13 protein-coding genes are annotated in these 23,541 nt (G+C 43.3%); 3 read left to right on the forward strand and 10 right to left on the reverse strand.

The window, feature by feature from the left end:
• Positions 1 to 11: 11 nt before the first annotated feature.
• The 6 genes from accD to S4054249_RS17110 all read right to left on the reverse strand — a co-directional run bounded on the left by accD (position 12) and on the right by S4054249_RS17110 (position 11,502).
• Positions 12 to 887 carry an acetyl-CoA carboxylase, carboxyltransferase subunit beta gene (gene accD, locus S4054249_RS17085; protein ID WP_046357907.1) on the reverse strand — a complete coding sequence of 292 codons (876 nt, stop codon included), beginning with the start codon at positions 885 to 887 and terminating at the stop codon, positions 12 to 14.
• A 219-nt stretch (positions 888 to 1,106) separates the two neighbouring features.
• Positions 1,107 to 1,907, reverse strand: a complete 801-nt coding sequence (truA, locus tag S4054249_RS17090) for a tRNA pseudouridine(38-40) synthase TruA (protein ID WP_046357906.1) — start codon at positions 1,905 to 1,907, stop codon at positions 1,107 to 1,109.
• Positions 1,908 to 2,014: 107 nt separating this feature from the next.
• Positions 2,015 to 8,734 carry a FimV/HubP family polar landmark protein gene (locus S4054249_RS26350; RefSeq protein WP_069953171.1) on the reverse strand — a complete coding sequence of 2,240 codons (6,720 nt, stop codon included), beginning with the start codon at positions 8,732 to 8,734 and terminating at the stop codon, positions 2,015 to 2,017.
• Between the two features lie 268 nt (positions 8,735 to 9,002).
• On the reverse strand, positions 9,003 to 10,019 hold the full coding sequence (locus S4054249_RS17100) for an aspartate-semialdehyde dehydrogenase (protein ID WP_046357901.1): 1,017 nt from the start codon (positions 10,017 to 10,019) through the stop codon (positions 9,003 to 9,005).
• Positions 10,020 to 10,021: 2 nt separating this feature from the next.
• The gene (locus tag S4054249_RS17105) at positions 10,022 to 11,152 is read right to left on the reverse strand and encodes a 4-phosphoerythronate dehydrogenase (RefSeq protein ID WP_046357900.1); all 1,131 of its coding nucleotides are present in this window, start codon (positions 11,150 to 11,152) and stop codon (positions 10,022 to 10,024) included.
• Positions 11,153 to 11,211: 59 nt separating this feature from the next.
• On the reverse strand, positions 11,212 to 11,502 hold the full coding sequence (locus S4054249_RS17110; protein WP_046357899.1) for a DUF6419 family natural product biosynthesis protein: 291 nt from the start codon (positions 11,500 to 11,502) through the stop codon (positions 11,212 to 11,214).
• 201 nt (positions 11,503 to 11,703) lie between these two features.
• Here S4054249_RS17110 and fadE point away from each other — a divergent pair, with 201 nt between their 5' ends.
• Positions 11,704 to 14,154, forward strand: a complete 2,451-nt coding sequence (gene fadE / locus S4054249_RS17115; protein ID WP_046357898.1) for an acyl-CoA dehydrogenase FadE — start codon at positions 11,704 to 11,706, stop codon at positions 14,152 to 14,154.
• A 50-nt stretch (positions 14,155 to 14,204) separates the two neighbouring features.
• Here fadE and S4054249_RS17120 read toward each other — a convergent pair whose 3' ends face one another.
• The 4 genes from S4054249_RS17120 to S4054249_RS17135 all read right to left on the reverse strand — a co-directional run bounded on the left by S4054249_RS17120 (position 14,205) and on the right by S4054249_RS17135 (position 19,200).
• Positions 14,205 to 15,281 carry a DUF6136 family protein gene (locus S4054249_RS17120; RefSeq protein ID WP_046357897.1) on the reverse strand — a complete coding sequence of 359 codons (1,077 nt, stop codon included), beginning with the start codon at positions 15,279 to 15,281 and terminating at the stop codon, positions 14,205 to 14,207.
• Positions 15,282 to 15,289: 8 nt separating this feature from the next.
• Positions 15,290 to 15,874 carry an ABC transporter ATP-binding protein gene (locus S4054249_RS17125; RefSeq protein WP_046357896.1) on the reverse strand — a complete coding sequence of 195 codons (585 nt, stop codon included), beginning with the start codon at positions 15,872 to 15,874 and terminating at the stop codon, positions 15,290 to 15,292.
• A gap of 94 nt (positions 15,875 to 15,968) precedes the next feature.
• Entirely contained in the window at positions 15,969 to 16,865 is an 897-nt protein-coding gene (locus S4054249_RS17130) for an SMP-30/gluconolactonase/LRE family protein (RefSeq protein WP_046357895.1), read from the reverse strand.
• A gap of 85 nt (positions 16,866 to 16,950) precedes the next feature.
• Positions 16,951 to 19,200, reverse strand: a complete 2,250-nt coding sequence (locus S4054249_RS17135; protein WP_052961124.1) for a DUF5916 domain-containing protein — start codon at positions 19,198 to 19,200, stop codon at positions 16,951 to 16,953.
• A 163-nt stretch (positions 19,201 to 19,363) separates the two neighbouring features.
• Between S4054249_RS17135 and S4054249_RS17140 the strand changes: the two genes are divergently transcribed.
• Together S4054249_RS17140 and S4054249_RS17145 are read left to right on the forward strand one after the other, a co-directional pair.
• Complete coding sequence (locus S4054249_RS17140) at positions 19,364 to 21,457, forward strand: winged helix-turn-helix domain-containing protein (RefSeq protein ID WP_052961123.1); 2,094 nt, start codon at positions 19,364 to 19,366, stop codon at positions 21,455 to 21,457.
• Between the two features lie 154 nt (positions 21,458 to 21,611).
• On the forward strand, positions 21,612 to 23,540 hold the full coding sequence (locus S4054249_RS17145) for a hypothetical protein (protein WP_046357894.1): 1,929 nt from the start codon (positions 21,612 to 21,614) through the stop codon (positions 23,538 to 23,540).
• Position 23,541: the final 1 nt, after the last annotated feature.

Raw genomic sequence — 23,541 nt, forward strand, 5'->3', positions numbered from 1 at the left:
TTTCGAAAAATTTACGCTACTCTATGCTCTTGTTCTGTAGAAGGCAAGTCCATAAACTTAGAAATCATACGTGCTAGAGAGTCACGCATTTCACGACGGTCAATAATCACATCAATCGCACCGTGCTCCAATAAGAACTCACTGCGCTGGAAACCTTCAGGTAAGGTTTCACGTACTGTTTGCTCGATTACACGAGGGCCTGCAAAACCAATCAATGCTTTTGGTTCACCTACATTGATATCACCAAGCATGGCTAATGAAGCTGATACACCACCCATAGTTGGGTTAGTTAATACAGAGATAAACGGTAAACCTTGCTCACTCATTTTTGCAAGTGCAGCACTGGTTTTAGCCATTTGCATTAATGAAAATAACGCTTCTTGCATTCGTGCACCGCCTGATGCAGAGAAACAAATTAGCGGCATATTGTGCTCAAGACACTCATTCACAGCAGCAACAAAGCGCGCACCTACAACAGACGCCATTGAACCACCCATAAATGAGAATTCAAACGCAACTGCAGCAACTGGCATGCCTTTCAAACGACCTTTCATCGCGATCAGCGCATCTTTTTCACCACTGACTTTTTGTGCAGCTGTAATACGGTCCGAGTACTTTTTAGAGTCTTTAAACTTCAATACATCTTGCGGTTCAAACTCAGTGCCTAGCTCCACAAGCTCACCGTCATCCAAGAAGCGCTCTAGACGCTCACGCGCTGAAATACGCATATGATTGTCACACTTAGGACACACATAAAGCGACTTCTCTAACTCAGCTTTGTATAAGATGGAATCACAGGCTGTACATTTTGCCCATACTCCTTCCGGAACCTCTTTCTTACCTGCCGATTTAGCAGCTTTAGGCAAGATTTTTTCTAACCAACTCATTGGCAACTCTCTTGTCTTTATTCTGTATATTAGTCTGCACACACAGACAGATTTTCCCAATTAAAACATGTTTAAGGCAACAGCGGTATAAAAAACTGGTCTTAGTAGTCTTAACAAGTAATAGACGCATGAAGAACTGAGATTTTAATGCACGATATAAGGAAAACTACCGCTTACAATTGGATAGCCCATGCAGTTTCTTCCGCGTCTAAGTAATAGTTATTTTTTTATTTCCACTTCTGGCAAAAACAAAGGGCCTACAGACATTTGTGGGATACCCCATTTTTCTGGGTAATCAACATCAACTAAATATAGACCATTGGGTTTTGCCGTCGCACTAGCTTTTGTTCTATCTTTTATAGCTAGTAATTCAGCCATCCAATCCGGTGATTGCTCACCAATACCAATATCCAATAAACACCCAGTAATATTTCTAACCATATGGTGTAAAAATGCATTGGCTTTCACATCTATAACAACATAATCACCAAATCTGTCAACTTGCAAGTGGTGAATATTTCTAAAAGGCGTATTAGATTGACAATGTACTGCTCTGAATGAGGTAAAATCTTGTTCACCTAACATATGATGACAAGCAGCCTGCATTTTCTTTTCGTCTAGTGGATGATGAAAATGGGTAACTCCATTTCTTAATATCCCAGGGCGGTAAGTATGATTGTAAATCACATAACGATATCGTCTTGCCGTTGCGCTGAAACGAGCATGAAACTCATCATCAACTTGCTGTGCAAAACGTACAGCAATATCATCAGGTAATTGAGAGTTCATGCCAAGTGTAAACGCGCTCATTTCGCGTTCAGCATCAGTATCAAAATGAACTAATTGCCCTGTCGCATGCACACCGGCATCAGTGCGACCTGCACATACAATGTCTACCGGATGATTACAGATCCGCGAAAGCGCTGTTTCAATTTCTTCTTGGACACTACTCACATGACTTTGTCTTTGCCAACCTGAATAATTGCCGCCGTTATACTCGATACCTAGTACTACACGCATACACTTGCAAACTCTTCACTAAATTATAGCCGCGCATTTTATGCTATTGGCGTTGGGAATAAAAGCAAAGGGGGCGATATCGCCCCCCTTTTGTTATGCCGTCTTTGCTATTTTATTTGCTCTTTAAGCAATCTCGCTTCTTCTTGCACAGATGAAGGGCCGTTCTCCATGACATCATCTAGTGCAGAAACCGCTGAATCAAAATCTTCGATTTCAAGATAAGCCCGAGCTAAATCTAACTTAGCTGAAAACCCACCCTCTTCCAAATCGACATCCGTAGGATTATCACCAGCAAGTAATTCTTCAAAGTCATCTAACCCCACATCCATATTGGGTTCTTGATAGGGCTCCTCCATCGTCACCGCATCATCACTTTCTGCAATTAAGTCATCAATCTCTAAAAAGTCTTCGGGCATTGCAGAAGAGGCTTCTTGGGGAGTTTCCTCTTCGATCTCAAACTTCTCGTCTAGATCTTCACTGAGTAACGCATCAAAGTCGACCTCTAACTCCGGCTCCTCTACACGCTCTATTTCTTCAGGTTCTGCATACTCATCCAGTAAGGCATCAAAATTAGTTTCCTCCAAATCGGCCATGAAAGCATCTTCAATGGCGCTTTCATCAATATCAACTGGGGGTTCAACCTCACTCTGAGCTTCTGAAATTTCATCTAACTCAGCCAAAAATTCTTCAGGGCCAGTGCTTACATCCAGTTCTAATTCAGCATCTGATATACCAGAGTTTTGTGCGAGATCCATTTTTTCAGAAACACCGGCTTCATCAGCTATGATAGATTCTCTACCTTCCGCTTCTATTGATGCAAGCGCCGCAGATTCATCAAATGGCGTATCTAAATCTATTTCTAGATCTTGTAATTCAGATGATTCACTGACCATTTGCGGTTCAGGCTCGCTAAGTCGCTCTTCATCCATCGCCGCCATGGCTGCATCTTCATCAAATGGTGTATCTAAATCAATTCCTAAATCATCTAACTCATCTTCTATAACAGCCGGCGTTTTATCATTTTCAACTGATGCACCGGAGGATGGCTCAGCGAGTAAATCGGTCTCTTCTAAGTGTGGTTCATCATCCAAATCATCAAATAAGTCATCTAACTCATCATCAAATGAAGCTTCTAGGTCACCGTCGATACCTGCGTTTAGATCTTTTTGGCTTTCAAGACTTTCGGCAAGTTGACGCTCTGCTTCACTTACCCCTTCTGTGAAAGACGCTTCAGCTAATGAGATTTCAGGATCGTCAACCTCTTCCAGTTCAAGCTCTGGATAACTATCTAGCTGTTCGCTGGGTGTAACAAAATCTTGCTCTGGCAATGGCTCCTCACTCAGCAGGTCCACTTCATCTCCCAGAGGATCATCACCCAAATCAATTTCAACTTCTTCAGCCATTAGCTCTTCATCAAGAGAGGCTATATCAGCCTCAACTTCAAGCGCTTCGAGCATGTCATCGACATTTTGCAGCTCAGAGCCTTCGATATCATGTATAAGGCTTTCAAGATTGGACTCAGTATCAACTTCTGCTTCTAGTTCTGGTTCAGCGTCGATCTCTAGCCCTGCTTCGAGCTCAGGCTCTGCTTCGAGCTCAGGTTCTGCTTCGAGCTCAGGTTCTGCTTCGAGTTCTGGCTCAGCTTCGAGTTCTGGCTCAGCTTCGAGTTCTGGCTCAGCTTCGAGTTCTGGCTCAGCTTCGAGTTCTGGCTCAGCTTCTAGTTCTGGCTCAGCTTCTAGTTCTGGCTCAGCTTCTAGTTCTGGCTCAGCTTCTAGTTCTGGCTCAGCTTCTAGTTCTGGCTCAGCTTCTAGTTCTGGCTCAGCTTCTAGTTCTGGCTCAGCTTCTAGTTCTGGCTCAGCTTCTAGTTCTGGCTCAGCTTCTAGTTCTGGCTCAGCTTCTAGTTCTGGCTCAGCTTCTAGTTCTGGCTCAGCTTCTAGTTCTGGCTCAGCTTCTAGTTCTGGCTCTGCTTCGAGCTCAGGTTCTGCTTCTAGTTCTGGCTCAGCTTCTAGTTCTGGCTCAGCTTCTAGTTCTGGCTCTGCTTCGAGCTCAGGTTCTGCTTCGAGTTCTGGCTCTGCTTCGAGCTCTGGCTCAGCTTCGAGTTCTGGCTCAGCTTCGAGTTCTGGCTCAGCTTCTAGTTCTGGTTCAGCGTCGATCTCTAGCCCTGCTTCGAGCTCAGGCTCTGCTTCGAGCTCTAGTTCTGCTTCGAGCTCTAGTTCTGCTTCGAGTTCTGGCTCTGCTTCGAGCTCTGGCTCTGCTTCGAGTTCTGGCTCTGCTTCGAGTTCTGGCTCAGCTTCGAGCTCTGGTTCAGCTTCGATCTCTAGCCCTGCTTCGAGCTCAGGTTCTGCTTCGAGCTCTAGTTCTGCTTCGAGTTCTGGCTCTGCTTCGAGCTCTGGCTCTGCTTCGAGCTCTGGCTCAGCTTCGAGTTCTGGCTCTGCTTCGAGTTCTGGCTCAGCTTCTAGCTCTGGTTCAGCTTCGAGCTCTGGCTCAGCTTCGAGCTCTGGCTCAGCTTCGAGCTCAGGCTCTGCTTCTAGTTCTGGCTCTGTTTCGAGTTCTGGCTCAGCTTCTAGCTCTGGTTCAGCTTCGATCTCTAGCCCTGCTTCGAGCTCTGGTTCAGCTTCGATCTCTAGCCCTGCTTCGAGCTCAGGTTCTGCTTCGAGCTCTAGTTCTGCTTCGAGTTCTGGCTCTGCTTCGAGCTCTGGCTCTGCTTCGAGTTCTGGCTCTGCTTCGAGTTCTGGCTCAGCTTCGAGCTCTGGTTCAGCTTCGATCTCTAGCCCTGCTTCGAGCTCAGGTTCTGCTTCGAGCTCTAGTTCTGCTTCGAGTTCTGGCTCTGCTTCGAGCTCTGGCTCTGCTTCGAGCTCTGGCTCAGCTTCGAGTTCTGGCTCTGCTTCGAGTTCTGGCTCTGCTTCGAGTTCTGGCTCTGCTTCGAGTTCTGGCTCAGCTTCTAGTTCTGGCTCTGCTTCTAGTTCTGGCTCAGCTTCTAGTTCTGGCTCTGCTTCGAGTTCTGGCTCTGCTTCTAGTTCTGGCTCTGCTTCTAGTTCTGGCTCAGCTTCTAGTTCTGGCTCAGCTTCTAGTTCTGGCTCAGCTTCGAGTTCTGGCTCAGCTTCGAGTTCTGGCTCAGCTTCGAGTTCTGGCTCAGCTTCGAGTTCTGGCTCAGCTTCGAGTTCTGGCTCAGCTTCGATCTCTAGCCCTGCTTCTAGTTCTGGCTCTGTTTCGAGTTCTGGCTCAGCTTCGAGCTCAGGTTCTGCTTCTAGTTCTGGCTCTGCTTCTAGTTCTGGCTCTGCTTCGAGTTCTGGCTCTGCTTCGAGTTCTGGTTCTGCTTCGAGCTCTAGTTCTGCTTCGAGTTCTGGCTCAGCTTCTAGTTCTGGCTCTGCTTCTAGTTCTGGCTCTGCTTCTAGTTCTGGCTCTGCTTCTAGTTCTGGCTCTGCTTCGAGTTCTGGTTCTGCTTCGAGTTCTGGCTCAGCTTCTAGCTCTGGTTCAGCTTCGAGCTCAGGTTCTGCTTCGAGCTCAGGCTCAGCTTCGAGCTCAGGCTCTGCTTCGAGTTCTGGCTCTGCTTCAAGTTCTGGCTCAGCTTCGAGTTCTGGCTCAGCTTCTAGTTCTGGCTCAGCTTCTAGTTCTGGTTCTGCTTCGAGCTCAGGCTCAGCTTCGAGTTCTGGCTCAGCTTCGAGTTCTGGCTCAGCTTCTAGCTCTGGTTCAGCTTCTAGCTCTGGTTCAGCTTCGAGCTCTGGCTCAGCTTCTAAATTCTCATCTACAGCGATATCAGATTGAATATTCGACATATCTGGAGCATTAACCTCATCCTCTACCATCCCATCGAGGTGTCCAGCTTCAACCGTCGAAACCGCTAATGGATCAAAGTCTAATAAATCATCAGCATTATCTAATTCATCTTCAATAGCAGGCTCAACAACTTCGGCTTCAAGCTGTGTGCCTAATTCTTCTTCGCCCACATCGGCAAGTAGGTCATCAACATCACCTAAGTCATCTTCAATGTCAGACTCTGTAACTTCGGCTTCAAGCTGTGTGTCTAATTCTTCTTCGCCCACATCGGCAAGCAAGTCATCAACATCGCCAAAATCATCTTCAATGGCAGGCTCTGTAACTTCACCTTCAAGCTCTGTGTCTAATTCTTCTTCGCCCACATCGGCAAGCAAGTCATCAACATCGCCAAAATCATCTTCAATAGCAGGCTCAACAACTTCGGCTTCAAGCTGTGTGTCTAATTCTTCTTCGCCCACATCGGCAAGTAGGTCATCAACATCGCCTAAGTCATCTTCAATGGCAGGCTCTGTAACTTCGGCTTCAAGCTCTGTGTCTAATTCTTCTTCGCCCACATCAGCAAGTAGGTCATCAACATCGCCTAAGTCATCTTCTATGGCAGGCTCTGCAACTTCGGCTTCAAGCTCTGTGCCTAGCTCTTCGTCGCCCACATCGGCAAGTAGGTCATCAACATCGCCTAAGTCATCTTCAATGGCAGGCTCTGTAACTTCGGCTTCAAGCTCTGTGTCTAATTCTTCTTCGCCCACATCAGCAAGTAGGTCATCAACATCGCCTAAGTCATCTTCTATGGCAGGCTCTGCAACTTCGGCTTCAAGCTCTGTGCCTAACTCTTCGTCGCCCACATCGGCAAGTAGGTCATCAACATCGCCTAAGTCATCTTCAATGGCAGGCTCTGTAACTTCGGCTTCAAGCTCTGTGTCTAATTCTTCTTCGCCCACATCGGCAAGCAAGTCATCAATATCGCCTAAGTCATCTTCAATGGCAGACTCTGCAACTTCGGCTTCAAGCTCTGTGCCTAACTCTTCGTCGCCCACATCGGCAAGTAGGTCATCAACATCACCTAAGTCATCTTCAATGGCAGGCTCTGTAACTTCGGCTTCAAGCTCTGTGCCTAACTCTTCGTCGCCCACATCAGCAAGCAAGTCATCAATATCGCCTAAGTCATCTTCAATAGCAGACTCTGTAACTTCGGCTTCAAGCTCAGTGTCTAAATCACTTTCACTAACCTCAGCTAAAATATCATCTACATTATCCAGTTCATCTTCTGGAGCACCCGTTAAATCAGTCTCTGGTTCTTCGCCTGCTTCAGCCAATAACGCATCAATATCATCGTCATCAGCCAACTCGTTGCCTTGTTCTGCCTGAGAGATTAAATCATCAATCCCTTGTTGTTCTTCCGAGGCTTGTTGTGCTTCATCAATCAGGCCATCAACATCATCTAGTTCAAATCCGTCGTCATCAGATGCCAACTCTTCATCATCCAAGGCACCATCGAGCAAATCATCAATATCGTCAGCACTTAAAATACTGTCGTTTTCAGCTACTCCTTCAGCCTCATCAAGCTTTGGGGGTTCTGCTGCTGCCTCATCGATTAGACTATCGATATCATCTAAATCAAATTCTTCATCGCCTGACACTGATGGGGCAGGCTCTTCTGCCAGCTCTTCACTCAACGCAGCTAACGCATCGTCACTTACATCCAATGTATCGTCTTGCTCATCACCGACTTCGTTAAATAAATCATCAATGTCGTCTGCACTTAAAATATCGTCTCCATCAGACGTACTTTCCTCAACATCTAGCGTAACTTCATCGTCAAGCGCATCGTCTGTAGAATCAAAGCTTTGTTGCAAGAAATCATCGATATCGTCCGATGCCTCTTCAGCTGGCGATTCGTCATCAAATACAATGTCATCATTGAGTAAGCTATCTAACTCATCTTGATCTAACGTACTACTACCAGTTTCAAAACCATCATCTTCATCATCTAAAGAATCAAATACAATGTCATCATCTTCAGGCAGAATGTCATCATCAAGTTGAACACTCTCATCCAGTGGAGAGATATCATCAGTTACAGGCATGTCTAAATCAAGTGGGTCGGCTGCAGCTGCTGTTGCTGCTCCTGCCGTGGCCGCTGCAGAAACAGGTGCTTGCGGTAAAAACTCATCTTCTTCAACATTGCTGTCAGCTGCTTGTTTGCGCTTACGTAAGAAAAACATCAGCCCAAGCCCAACAATTAACAAAGCTGGAATCGTCGCCAGTAAGGCGATCACAAGAGGGTTGGACAGAGCGTTACCAAAACTTGATTCTTGCTCGGCTTTTTTATCAGCTTCTTGCTGAGCAATCATCTCACTTTGCATATCAATCACAACTTTTAGCTGCTGTTGGATCTCGCTGTCTTTGCCGAGCTGCTCTCGTACATTTTGTAGCTCATCAGAAATACTGCTAAGTTGCTTTCTAAGTTGGTTATTTTCTTCTAGAATATCTTCCACATTCTGTACTGAAGACTTGAACTGATTTTGCAAATCAAGTAGCTTGGAATCTTGTTCCATGCGCAAGTTTCTAAGTTGATTGGTTAACGCTTTTTGTGCCTGCTCAACATCTACTTTGCGTGCTTGCGTCACACGCTTCTTGGCAGCATCTATATCAGACTGGTTTAGAGTGCCATTTTTCTTACGCTCCCACAGCACATCATCTTGGTCAGATTTTTGTTTCGCAATGCCCGGATTGACACGTCTGATCTCAGCAAGTGTTGGAATACGAAGGTATGCACCATCACGCATATGGTTGAGGTTTTGATCTAGAAACGCACCTGGATTTTTGTCGTACAGCGCCTTCATGACCTGATAAATCGTAACAGAGTCATCTGGTCTTATTTTCTGAGCGACGCGCCACAATGTGTCCGAAGACCGAATTGGGCCAACAGATCGACCTTCAAGGCCATAGTCAACACCCTTGGGGCCCTTCAACACAGTGCCAACTTGAGTGTGTGCCGGAGACGTTATGAAAGCCAATGCTAGGATACAAAATAAGGCTAAACCGCGCATGCTGTTCCTTTGTTTAAGGTGACCACTTACTCAACCAGTAAGTGAATAATAAATTTGCTCATCTTTGCTTTTTGCAAGCTCTATTCCAATTGCAAACTATAAACCAGTTATTAGGGAATATCCATTGTCAGCGTAGTGAATCTTAACATCAACCTAGCACTTTAGGATTGGAATGAAAATGTTTTATAAATCAGGGAGGTGGTAAACAGATAGATTTGTGTATTCAGAGGGGCAAAATGCTGCCATCACATTCTGCCCAATTACGAGATTAAAGGTAATTTGCTACCAGCTCTTCTGCAATTTGAACACTGTTTGTTGCCGCACCCTTGCGCGTGTTATCCGACACAACCCACAAGTTTAACCCCATAGGATGCGAAATATCCGCTCTTAGACGACCAACGTAGACGGTGTCATTACCACTAGCATCGCTAACTGGCGTTGGATAATCCTCTTCATTTTCAACTAGCTCAACACCAGGAGCCTCTGTAAGCAGCTGTTTTACATGCTCTAGATCAAAAGGCATACGTGTTTCTAGATGAATCGCTTCTGCATGACCAAAAAAGACTGGAACACGAACAGCAGTAGGGTTCACCATCACACTGCTATCACCTAGGATTTTATGCGTTTCCCATACCATTTTCATTTCTTCTTTGGTGTAACCATTTTCTTGGAATGCATCAATTTGTGGAATAACATTAAACGCGATTTGCTTAGGAAACACGTCATTTTCCATCGGTCTTGCATTCATTAAGTTGGCTGTTTGTTTAGCCAGTTCGTCAACCGCTTCTTTACCCGCACCGGATACAGCCTGGTAAGTAGACACATTGATACGATCTATACCGTATGCATCATAAATTGGCTTCAATGCCACCAGCATCTGTATGGTCGAGCAGTTTGGATTCGCAATAATATTGCGGTTCCTAAAATCAGCTAAACTACCTGCGTTTACTTCTGGCACAACTAAAGGCACATCATAGTCGTATCTAAAATGTGATGTGTTATCTATCACCACACAGCCAGCTTCTGCGGCAATCGGCGCATACTTTTCAGATACGCTGCCGCCTGCTGAAAATAAACCAATATGAGCATCTGCAAAGTCAAACTCTTCAACATCTAATACAGTAACTTTTTCACCCATGAAATCAATTTCTTCTCCTGCACTGCGGCTACTTGCCAGCGGGTACAGTTTATCAACAGGGAACTTTCTTTCCGCTAATGTTTCAATAATTTGCTTACCTACTAGACCAGTTGCGCCTAGTACCGCCACGTTAAATTTCTGCGACATGTTTATTCCTCATTCATTTCTACTTGAAAGCCTAGTTGCTGTAACTTCTGCATATGGGCTGGTTGCGATGAGATATTCAAGGTTGAAAACTCTCTTCTCGGCGGGTATTGCTTACGCAATACATCAAAGCCCTGACTTTCTAAATTGGCTCGCATTAAACCATTATCACGACGAATATCATAGATCATATGCACAATACGGCCGTAATCTCTTTGTGTAAATGTGTCATTCAGCTGACATTGGCTTACCGCAGGAGCGGGCAAAAAAGAAGACAATTGCTTCGTAGGTTCAACATTAAGGGTTTTACACAAAGCCTGATACAACATTTGTGTCCCTCGCGCTTTACCCTCTAAGGTATGACCTGCAATATGCACTGACGTATACAGGCAATGTGCCATCAACTCAGTCAAAATATTTGGCTCGTTCTCCCAAACATCTAAGATAAGCTCTAGTTTTTGCCCTGCTTGCTTAGCATTTAAAAGTGCCTGATTATCAATCACATCACCACGGCTGGCATTTATAACCAACATCTCTGGTTTAAGCTGTTCAATTCTTTCCTTGTTTAACAGGTGCTTAGTTTGATGCGCACCATTTTTGACTAAAGGGACATGAAAAGTAACGAAATCCGCTTGGGCCAATGCTGTATCGATGTCAACGTGCTCATTTAACTCACCTTGCTCAGCACGCACTGGATCACACAAAATCAGCTCAATACCGCTGTGCGCTAATTTTTGTTGTAAGCATGCTCCAATATTACCAACACCTACAATTGCAAGCTTTTTACCACGCAACTCAACATCACGATCTTGACTGTACGCATACAAAGCACTGATCACATACTCTGCCACCGCAATGGCATTGCAACCTGGGGCACTGGAAAATGCAATATCTCGCTTAGCTAAATATGCTTGATCAATATGATCCACACCGATTGTGGCCGTGCCTACAAACTTTAACTTATTTGCCGACTCGAGTAGCGATTGATTTACTTGAGTTATTGAACGCGTTAACAGGACATCCGCCTCTTGAACTTGCTCTGCACCTACTGCACGCCCATCAAAGCGTGTTACTTCACCAAAACTTGAGAAAAACTCTTCCACTAAGGGCATGTTCTGATCAGCCAAGATCTTCATGTAATTTTATTCCTAAACGTCGCACGGAGCTCTATTGTAACTCAGCTCTCGTACAGACCCTAGTTTCGCTTTGCACCAATGCCAAATGCAACAAACATTAAACTGAGTAAAAACAACACCAATACTTTAACACTGGGTTGTTCAGTGACATTAATCAAAGGACTAAATACAAAAGCATGTATATTGCACCAAGCGAGTAACAGCGCCGTATAGTTTGCACCACCATATGCATACCCCGCACAAATTATACTACTGATAAAATTAACGAAAATCGCATATTCCACAGCTTCAACACTGAGTAACATAGAAGTGAAAGAAATAACAATGATACTTATATTCCCCAATTGCATAAATAACCTCTCCTTAGGTGTTTTTTGTAATATAAATAAGTTTACAAAATTGGCAATTGAAGAATTTTTTAGTGTGGAAAAATATTGGTATGGTCAAAATCTGGCTTCTAAAATAACAGTTGGAAGGCTTTTTTGCTTGAAATAGCTGGTCAGACAAGCTAGCCTAATCATGTGGTCAGACCTCTAATAAGGAAGAACAACATGACACTTTTATTTACTATCGCTTTGATAGCACTGCTCAGTGCAGCCTGCTATCATCGCGCCAGTTGGAATACCTGCTTGGGTATTGCAGCCACAACTTTGGTAGTGGGCACTTTTGCCGACGCCTTTGGCGCATTGTCTTGGTTAATTTTCTTAGCCGTTGCAATCCCATTTTCTGTTACTAATATCCGTCAACAATATATAGTTGCTCCCCTTTTCAAAGCGTTTAAAAAAGTCACCCCGACTATGTCAGAAACTGAAAAATCAGCAATTGACGCAGGTACAACTTGGTGGGAAGCAGATCTATTCTGTGGCAATCCAAACTGGAATAAGCTACATCAGTTCGCCAAACCTAGACTTACTGCTGAAGAGCAAGCTTTTTTGAACGGCCCTGTTGAAGAAGTATGTGCGATGCTCGACGACTGGGAAGCGACACACGAACTAACCGATTTACCACAAGATGTCTGGCAATTTCTTAAAGATAAAAAATTCTTCGCCATGATCATCAAAAAGCAATATGGTGGTTTAGAATTTTCTGCCTATGCACAATCTTGTGTGCTGCAAAAATTAACCAGTAAATCATCATTACTTTCCTCTATCGTCGGCGTCCCAAATTCTCTAGGCCCGGGTGAACTACTTCAACACTATGGTACACAAGAACAAAAAGACCATTATTTACCTCGCCTTGCAATCGGAGATGAAATTCCTTGTTTCGCACTAACTTCACCTGAAGCGGGATCAGATGCCTCCTCTATCCCAGATTTTGGTGTCGTATGTAAAGGCGAATGGGAAGGTCAAGAAACCCTTGGGATCCGTTTAACTTGGAATAAACGTTATATCACGCTCGCACCTGTTTCAACCGTGCTGGGCTTAGCATTTAAAATGCAAGATCCTGATGGCTTACTAGGTGATAAAGAAGATATTGGTATCACGTGTGCGCTTATCCCAACCTCCATGCCGGGTGTTGAAATTGGTCGTCGTCATTTTCCATTAAACGTGCCATTTCAAAACGGCCCAACACGCGGTAAAGACGTCTTTGTACCGTTAGATTTCATTATTGGTGGTCCAAAAATGGCAGGGCAAGGCTGGCGTATGCTAGTGGAGTGTTTGTCTGTAGGCCGTGTAATTACTCTACCTTCTAACTCAGCAGGCGGTATAAAAACGCTAGCACTAGCCAGTGGAGCGTATAGTCGTATCCGCCGCCAGTTCAAATTACCAATCGGAAAAATGGAAGGTATTGAAGAAGCGTTATCAAAACTTGGGGGCTACGCATACAGCAGTGATGCAGCGCTAAGCATGTCTACAGGTGCGGTCGATTCAGGTGAAAAACCATCTGTTATTTCAGCCATTCTAAAATATCATTTAACAGAGCAAATGCGCGCTGCGACTATCCATGCCATGGATATTCACGGTGGTAAAGGTATTTGCTTGGGTCCTAATAATTACTTGGGCCGTGGTTACCAAGGTGCACCAATTGCAATTACAGTTGAAGGCGCGAACATCCTTACCAGAAACATGATTATTTATGGACAAGGCGCTATTCGCTGCCATCCATTTGTTTTGGCAGAATTAAACGCTTGCAATATCAAAGACAAGCAAGAAGCACTGGATAGTTTTGATAGTGCATTGATGGGCCACATTGGGTTTACGATTTCTAACTTAGTACGTACTAAGTGGTTAGCCATCACAGGCGGTCGCTTTACTAAAGTCCCATTTAATGATGAAACTGCAGACTACTACCGAAATGCTGCGCGCTATAGTGCTTCACTGGCATTAATGTCTGACATTTGTATGGCCGTTTTTGGTGGCTCTTTAAAACGCAAAGAGCGCATTTCAGCCAGATTAGGAGACCTTCTGAGCTATTTATATTTAGTCTCTGCAACACTGAAGCGTTACAACGATGAGGGCCGTAGAAAAGAAGATTTGCCTCTGGTTAAATGGGCGTGTCAGGAACACTTATACTTATGCCAACGAGCATTAGCCGATCTTATCAACAACATGCCGTCGATGGCTCTTCGCGGCGCGTTAAAACTGATATTGTTCCCATTTGGTCGCCCTGTTCGCAAGCCAACTGATGAGATGGAGCACGATATTGCCAAGTTACTACAAACACCGAATGAGACTCGAGATCGTCTAGCAAATTACATCTACACCACAGACGAGCCACTTAATTTGATCGGAAAGCAAGAGCAAACACTTAAAGACATCTTAGCCATTGAGCCAATCTTTGACAAAGTATGCCGCGCGAAGGGTCAAAAGCTACCGTTTATGCAACTAGATAAAGTCGCAAGCATGGGTCTTGAAAGTGGGATCCTAACCCAGCAAGAAGCAGATAGCCTTGCCGCTGTCGAAGCCAAAAGGCTTGCTGTGATCAACGTCGATGATTTTGATCCCGCCGATTTACTAGCTGGTAAAGCTCGCGTGGTCGACAGTAATGTTGACGCAGCTTAAAGCCCAATTTTAATATCAGAAAAGGCCGGTGTATCCGGCCTTTTTATTGCCTATGAAACCAATATTTTCGTTAGCATGAGTGTCACCACGGCAACAGCCCAAGTAAGTGCCATAAACCTTACAGAACGCAAAATGACCCACATCATCACGGGAGTAACAAATAAGGTTAAAAACTCAAAAACCCCACTTCCCAGCACCACCAAACCGCAAAGCCACATCACAGAGGTTAAACTGGCGACAAAAATACATTGACTGCGCTGAACCTGTTTAAATTGAGATAAAGTTTGCCAATAGCTGCGATATTTAATGGTCTGTTTATTAGTATCAATTAATAAGCTACTCCACCACAGCACGTTAAAGAGCTGTGCCATCACCGCATAATAACTTTTTAAATCAGGACGCTCTGTAACAATAACCCAAGTACACCAATAGGTTAAGATCGTCATGCCAAGACGCCAGAGCACAGCCCACGGCTGAACTATTGTCCATTGCCACCAAAAGCTATGAGCAGTTACCTTGTTCAACCTCACGGCTTTATAATAACGAGGAAGCAATAAAGACCCAACTAAAGTCAGGGCTAAAGCTAAATAATACGCTTTGAAACTCTCACACACGAATACCAGCAAACACGCTGTAATTAATATTACACAGGCGGATATTGGACGGTAGAGTAAAGTGATTGCCAAAATCAGTTGAGCCAACATAAACATCATAAACTGAGGTGCTTGAAGCAGACTTTGCCACCCCATTGATACAGCTAAAAACAGAGCGAACAAAAACAACACGTGGCAAAGAAGTAATAGCCCTTGATCAGCAACCCATTGGTGAAACCGCGATTTTAATAAGGTTCCATGGTAGTTGCGATGTGCCATGTCTAATACAGCGCTTTTTAAAGTATGCAGTAACAGGCTTTGTAAAAGTAAAAAGCCGAATGTCATATAGATCACATCCGACTCAGACTCGAACTGCACTATTTTACCCAGTGCGTAAAAAATTCCTAATGCTAAACCCGGTAAATAAATAAAAAATAACGACGCCAAAAGCAAAGAAAATTCAGCTAATTGGCGGCGTAGCTCCCTGAGCTCTACTTTAAATGCGGCGAATCTATACTGATAATAATGAAGCAATTGACCTCCTAGCTTACAAAAAGCGGTTGAGGCACAAACCCCATCTCAAAAAAAGGCCTTGGCTCGTGACAACTAATCAGGATCTGCCCTTGATAGCCTTTCAAAAACTCAATGAGATGCACGGTACTTTGATGATCTAGTGCCGCACTCGGCTCATCTAAAATTACATAGGGAGTTTGACGCATCAATGCATTGATCAACTGCAACTTCTTTTGGTTACCTGATGATAATGCGCTAAATGTAGTATCTAAAAAAGGGGTAAAACCAAGTAACTCAGACAGCTGCTCTGGAAACGGGCACTGCCAACTTTGCTGGGTCATAGTTAAAAGTTGTTTTGCGGTTAAAAAAGCAGGAAACTCAATATTATCTGATGCTAAAGCCACCTTATATTGTGGTGTTTTAAGACGCTCACCATCATAATACACTGCACCATTATAAGCGCGATCAATACCTGCAATAATCGAAAATAAGGTACTTTTACCCAACCCATTGGGCGCTTCTAAACATACTTTTTGAGCGCTAAATTCAATATGAAAATGCTCAAAAATAGGCTTGTGAACATACACTTTCGTTAAGTTTTCAATCTTTATCATAAAAAAGCTACTTGTTGTTTTTAATACATATTAACAAGTAGCCAGCTTACGAATAAATCGCTAAAGTGTTGCAAAATTTATCTAAACTATCTGTTCACAACGATGTCATTGCTCTACCAGCATATTCACTATAAAAGCTTTCAATCGCACCACGCTTTTGCATCGTCACAAATACCTGACGGCCTGATTTGCCACCAAACGCCACATTTGTAGGATATTTACCTTTAAGCTTAACGGTTCTCAATAACGTGCCTTGAGGAGATAAAATAGCGACTTCACCCGCTCCGTAGCGCGCGACATATAAATTACCACGCTCGTCAGTGCGCATGCCATCAAGACCATAGTCATCGAATTGATAAAACAGTTTTGCGGCCCCCAGTTGTCCATCTTTTTTAATGTCGAACGCCCAGATCCTTTTTTGAACACTTTCATTTACGTAAAGTACCGTGTTGTCTGGATTAATTTCTATACCATTGGTTGTACCCATGCCCTTTTTTAAACGTTCAACTTGCCCAGTTGGAGTAATTCTCCATACTTGCCCATCACCGCCTTGCCAATTTGGGTCACTCGCATACAAAGTGCCATCATTGGCGATAGCAATGTCATTGGGCTGGTTCATAGATGATTCATGAGCAAAAACACGGATCTGCTTTTGTGGTGTTATTTGCAAAATATTGTGCTGAGTATAATCCGCAATATACATATTATCTTTTTGATCAAAGCGTATCCCGTTGCCAATACTGCCCTTCGGAAGCTTCACGTACAACGATGCGTTATTTTGTGCCGTGATCTGACCTACTGTTCCCTGCTCTTCAAAGTTCACCGCATATAATACGCCTTTGGAATCTACAGCAGGCCCCTCAACACCTGCGGTGAACACGCCATCCGCAATCCAGTCTTGGGACTGATATAGTGGCTCCATTGGTTTATTTAATATTTGGCAACCAGCCAAGCTAACCATTAGTAATGTCGCTCCCAGAATTACTTTCATTGCTCGCTCCTTGGTAAAAAAATTCAGTATGCAATTTGGGCGCTATGTTGTGAATTGAGATTTCTTCACGTCTTGAATCACTGAATTAAAATAAATAACGCACTTTAAAAGTCACACTGTCTTCATCGGGCTGAGTCCAATTTTTCTCAACTCCTTTTAGCCATGATTGCTCACTCACTTGCACACATTGTAAAGACTCAATGTCACGCCCCCCTCGGCGATAAACAAGGTAAATATCCGAATAGGCGCCCAACCGGTACCGTAACTTAAACTGAGACATCAGAGCCTTATCGACAAAACTCGTATCTAGTTCACTTTGCCTTACTAAACTCTGCTCCCCAATTGTAAAAACAGCTTTACTGGCAGCCTCTAATATTGACCATTGAACATTAGCAGACAGTTCTAAGTTGTCTGCCAATAACGCTGATACTTCAATACTATTTACAAAGTAGCGTCTATCATATTCAGTGATTTGGTTTTGCTTATTCGCGACCAACCAACCGTCACCATCACGATAAAAATTATTCAACTTTAGATTCCAGTTTTCGTGCGGCATCCAAGTCATATCTAAAGCATATTGCTGTGCTCGCCCCGATAAGCCTTCTTGATCATATTCTATACTCGCCGCCCAACTAAAATTACCACTAAAAGCGCTTTGATAAAGCACACGAGTTTCTATAGCTCGAGGGAGTATAAATGGAGCGCTTTGCGCACCTATATTATCCTGCCATCCCGTATCTCGATAATCTATTTGCACCGTCCATTGCGTGCCATTGTTCATCATAAACTCTGACTTATAACCTTGTTTAGATAATAGCTTTCGTCCTTTCGAGTTGGCTTCATAAGACAGCTCAATGGTATGTCTAATTCGCGTCAACCAGTCATTGTCAATGTTCACCGCATGACTTAGGTTCAAATTCATATATTGCCAATCATTACGCTTCATATACCCCATATCTCGGCTATCAAACTGTTTGTTTAAACGCAGATATTTTCCAGAGGCACTGGTATTTGGCGAAAATTGATAACCTATATTGAATGATGCGCCATTGCCTGTTTTGCGCTGTTTTTCATCAATTTGACTAAGTAACAATGCACTTTGTAATGACCATTTTTCATTTTGATACTGGCTGTCCCAAGCTAGGCTTTGCGCTTGGCGATCGAACCACGGTCGTTCGACATGTGTCGCTAACAGGCCAGAGCGCCAGTTGGTGCTGCGATAACTATAGCGCCCCGCATAAAACTGCTTACCCGCCTCATTGTCCAAGCTATTCTCCAATACTGCAAAACCGCCTAACTGGTTGTGTGTGCCTTGGTGAACAAATCGCACAGCCCCATCAATTGGCGTAATAAGCTCGCTACCGTCATCGCTCCCCGCACCAATTCGGCGAGTATGGATCAATTTAGTATCTTGTAATACGTCGATATTAAACACGCTAATATCTTGCGTAAAAAAGGATCTTTTGTCTGTTGTTAAAGTTTCTACTGCGGAGTAATTAACATCTACATCATCGCTGTCAACTTGCGCAAAATCAGGGTTCACTGCGACCGACAAAGTTTGGTTATGAGCCGGTTTGTAAAACAAATCAAAACCCAAGTCTGATTCTCTATGTTTATTTTGTCTTTCTGTAAAATGATGTTGATGGGTCACATAAGGCACAAAACTCAACTGCGATTGAGCAGGAATCGCTATATCTACCTTAGGCATATTTAAGAAAAAATCACTGTTTGCAATAGTCTGCTTTTGATTCGCGAAAATATGATTTGAATGCAATTCATATAATTGGATCCCCACTCCGATAGAAGCCAGCCCCGCTTCATTAAGCTTTGGTGAAAATGACACACTATGCCATGGAATAAAGATCTCATTGCTCCAATAGGTTGGTGATTCGTAGTAAGCACTTTGCCAGTCACCATCCCAGTCGTGATCGGTTGAGCGCTGCGCTGTGACAACCGCATCTTGCCTGCCACCACCTAATGTTGCAGCAAATAAGTAAGCACTACTACCATCACCTGAGAAATCGAGATAAATACGGTTGAATTCAGCCTGCATAAAACTATCTTGCAAGTTAAATTGCTTCTTGCGACGGCTTTCAATTTGATAATTAGTAATGCCAATGTATATACCAGCATTATCAGCAAGTATCTTCGCGCTCAGCTTATCGTTTGACATAACGTGTGTGGCTGGCACAACCTGAAAAAATGATTCAATGCCATATGCTGTTTGCCACACATGTTCATCAAGTTTACCGTCAATTATAAGTGGACTGGCTTGACTTACAGGGAGATATAAAGCAGCTGTGATTGCTGCAAAACTATATTTTAATGCGCACATTTAATTTTCCCCGTTTCAATAGAAGGCTGTTATATAAGCAAATATTTATCGTTTAAAAGCTTATTATTTTCTGAAGATTAGTTTTAAATGGCTGAACAAGATTGACTTTAACCTGAACATGGTTACCTTTGGGTTGAGCCTAATATGACAACAAGGTTGAAAGATGGATCGTGAAAACTCTGCTTATGAAAACAGCCAAAAACACATTGGCAATTCAACAAACTGTCGCTTCCAGTTTGCCCATTGGCAATTTTTTAATGACAAGGATGAACTTTGGAATACACAAACCCACTCAGTAAGTAAACTAGAACCACAAGTTGCTCGCTTACTCACTTTACTCATAACACAACAAGGTCAAGTCATAACCAAAGACATGCTGAACAATCAGCTGTGGCCAGACACCATAGTTGAGGCCAATAGTCTTTACCAACTGCTGACCAAATTAAGAAAAGAGTTACAGGACAGTGCTAAGAACCCGCTTTATATCAAAACGATACCCAAGAAAGGATATATGTTTTTACCCGAGGTTTCTCTCATTGATACCCCTGAGCGTACTATCTCCAAAGTCACCCATGCCAACGCCATGGGGCCACTGCCAGTGCACGCCAAATCGACTCTAGCGAACCAACTCCAATTACTATTCACCAAAAAACGTTGTTGGGCGCTAACGCTGTCTGCTAGTGCCTGTTTTAGTGCCATCGCTTTTTTTTCATCAACACCAGATGATTTTGCCACACCTCACTATGAACGTGAGGACATTACCTATGAGTTGGGTGTCGAGTTTAATGTCACTGCACATGCTCAGCATGATTTATTGGCTTATATTGAACAATTTAATGTTTTAAAAATCACTGATAAAGCGGGGCAATATCAAAAAACACGTCAATTCGATACTCGAATCGCCCATCCCACTTGGCATCCAAATAAAAAGCAACTTGCCTATTGGCAGTATCAAGGTGATAAATGCATATTACACATTAGCGATGAACAAGCAGAGACAGTTCATAGTAGCGAACCGATACCATGTCACTTGATCCGACCACCTGTTTGGCAATCTGATAATGAGCTTGTGTTGACTATCATTGAAAAAGCGGATTACAGTGCTTACTTGTACCGAATTAAACAACAACAATTGGTCAAAATTCCACTCCCCAAAGCCAAAAATGAAAAATATGTCGGTGCAATCCGCGCTTGGGAAGATCAAATTTATTATCTCATTACTGACATAGAGCACAGGTCTCGCTTGGTCAGCTTAGATGGTAAAGTTCATATGACTTGGAATTTTCCAGTATGGCTATTTAATTTTGACCCAGACAAGCAAAGCATCGTGAGCAATGATGATAGTGCTCATCATAACCTTGTCGGAAAACTGAGAAACGGCCAGACTTACCCTGTGTTTGCAACATCTCAGGGAATGTTTAGCAACCTCTCCATTGATCAAAGTGGTGATATCTATACTGCCGCAGAAACATGGCAAGTAAATATTCGAGATCAGGATAACCTACCTATCTTCTCAAGCTCCAGTAATGACTTTCTGCCGGTCACCAATAATTTAGGTGAGACCGTCTTCATGTCGCGCAGAACTGGGCAATGCGAAATTTACCTACACTCTAATAATCAGCTAAAGCAACTTTCCTTTCACAAAGGACATGAGTTAGTAAACTTTTTAGCCTGGGACCCGCAACTGAGTAAAATCCTCTCAAACAGAGATAAAAACCTTGTACTCTATGACAGAGAAGATGTCATCGTCAGCTTTGATAGCCAGCACGATAGCATGCCAAGACAATTTGGCTGGCTTGACCAGCACAGTATTTGGTCTAGTGACTCTCAATTTGTCCACACTTTTAATTTAGATGGCAATTTGCTTTCTAAAACAAAATTTACTTCTGACTTTTTGATTTTTGATACCGAGCAACAAAACTGGATTGTTTTACAAGACGATACCTTATACTTATCCAAGTCTCTGGCAAACTTTGAGAGGCATAAGCAGTGGTTACTTAAACTTCCGGAAAATGCCATCCACATGATTAAAAACCCACGCTTAGTCAACGGCGAATTATACTGGCAATCTACTTGGTCAAAAACAGACATCATTTGGAAGCTCCCTCTATCAGCCCCCGACATGCTGACTAAAATAAAACAAGAACCTTTAATTTGGCATTACGATATTACGCCTGACGGCGCACTTAGAGTTGCAAAAATGGAGTCTGTAGAAGCTGATATAAAGCGCATCACGCCAAGACCATCTAGCTCTTAGCGGATTATGCATATAAGCCAGTTGAATAATGCTGGCTTATAAAAATTTAGTTTATATTTCATAAAAACTGCACATTTCCCTGTTATCTCTCCACAATCATTCCACTTTTTCATGATAAAAATGCCATGACATAATTAAAAATAGTGAAATTAACATGCTGCGCTCTAAGTATTTTGCATTAGCCATGCCTTTATTGCTCACTGCTTGCTTCAGTGATAATGACAATAAACCCAATATCATCACGCCGGAAATAAGCACACAAGCCGATCCAGTACCGAATGTGGCTTTGACAGAATTAAAAGCCCCTTTGCAGACTATCTACCAACCAGGCCAACCGATTACGCTAGATTATTCAATTAGCTCTGAATTATTAGACACGCAAAATATTGGTGTCACCTTCATGGCTATCCCCAAAGATAAAGTTGCGCAACTTGAAACTGAAGACAAACCTGAAGGCTTTAACCTAGGGCTCCATCACATAGAGCAGCTGCAAGATGGTACGCAAAATTTCACAGCGACACTGATGTTTCCAAATGAACAAATGCCCAGTGGTGAATACTTAATTGGTGCCTATGTTGACAGCGCCAAGAATATTTCAGACGAGGCAAACCTAGACGATAACCGTTCACGAGGTCATGACAGCAATGATTTAACGACCTATGCTCAAATCACGATCGACTCGTCACATTATCATGACTTTGTACTTGATAAAGCGACAGTAGGGGATGGTTTTGCAATGTTCCCTGAGTTTGGCCCTCGGGACGCTGAGTCAGAGGGTAACCCAAGTCAAAAGCGCTCTGATATCATTGGTCACATCGATGCCAGTAAATTTGGTAACACGGTCAATTCTGCTGACGTTACTGCTGAAATCATCATTGAAGATCAAGCATATACCGCCCACTTTTGGCAAGAAGGGCAGGAACATTACGCTGAAAAAATGCGCATCACCTTTGCTCAATTTGAGCAAAGTCACTACTTTCCTTACGACATAGCAATAAACGGCGCGTTGCTACACAAAATCAGACAAGCTTACGATGCAAACTCCAGTGATAATACCTTTGATATCCGTTTTACACTACACGATACCTCAGAGTTTGATGAAGCACTCACCAACAATAATAGCTATACGTTAGAAGTACCATATAGCTTATATCGAGATACAACGCCCAGTGACGATATACTAGAGAAACACAACCTACCGACTAACAACACTGCACCTGTGAATCAATTTTCACGTAGCATGCCAACCGACGATTTGGCTTTTACGATTAGCCAGCAAACAGCCGAGCAATTTATTCTACTCGATTTATTTAGTAACACTTATGGTGATAAGTCCAAAGTCGCGGTTGTACCTAGCTTCCTATCTTTGATCATCTTAAAAGCGACAGAAGGCGGATATGCATGGGCATCAAGCGGTGGCGGCTTTGATTTGTATATGTTTGATGACAGTGTCGACTTATTCTCAGCGGGCGCCAGTGGTGTTGCCGATGGTGCAAATGGTACTGTAAGTTACTCTATGGGCGTATCTCTTCTAGGCAAGTCACTGATTTCTGAATCAGATTCTGTCACTGCACTAGATGAAAGCTACACACATGACTGGAGTGAAGAGCAAAAGTTATTCTCTACGACTTTCACGATAGCCATTGTCCCTGTCAGCGTATCTGCAGGCATCAAAGGTGAAGTTGGCGTAGGTGCTGAACTCAAGTATGAAGATCAACGCTTTAGTATTGGTGGCGATATATTAACCGCCAGCTTAGATGCATATGCAACGGCTGGCATTGATCTATTAATTGCCAGTGGAGGTATCGGTATCGACTTTTTGATCATCTCTGAAACCTTATCTGCAACAGCCTATACTGACATCAGTAAAGCCATCAGTGATTCTGAGATCACCTATGGTATTGATGTGAGCAACCATATGAAAGCCATCGAAGGTGAGCTGTATCTTTGGGTAAAATATCCGGGTTATGAGTTCTGTTGCTCATTCCCAACCAAAACAGCCACTAAAACACTGTATGACACAGGTGCTTTGTATAACAAAACATGGCAAATGCTAGATTACAGCGACAGTTTTAAGTTCTAAA

It is taken from the genome of Pseudoalteromonas luteoviolacea, assembly GCF_001750165.1.
Classification (GTDB): domain Bacteria; phylum Pseudomonadota; class Gammaproteobacteria; order Enterobacterales; family Alteromonadaceae; genus Pseudoalteromonas; species Pseudoalteromonas luteoviolacea_G.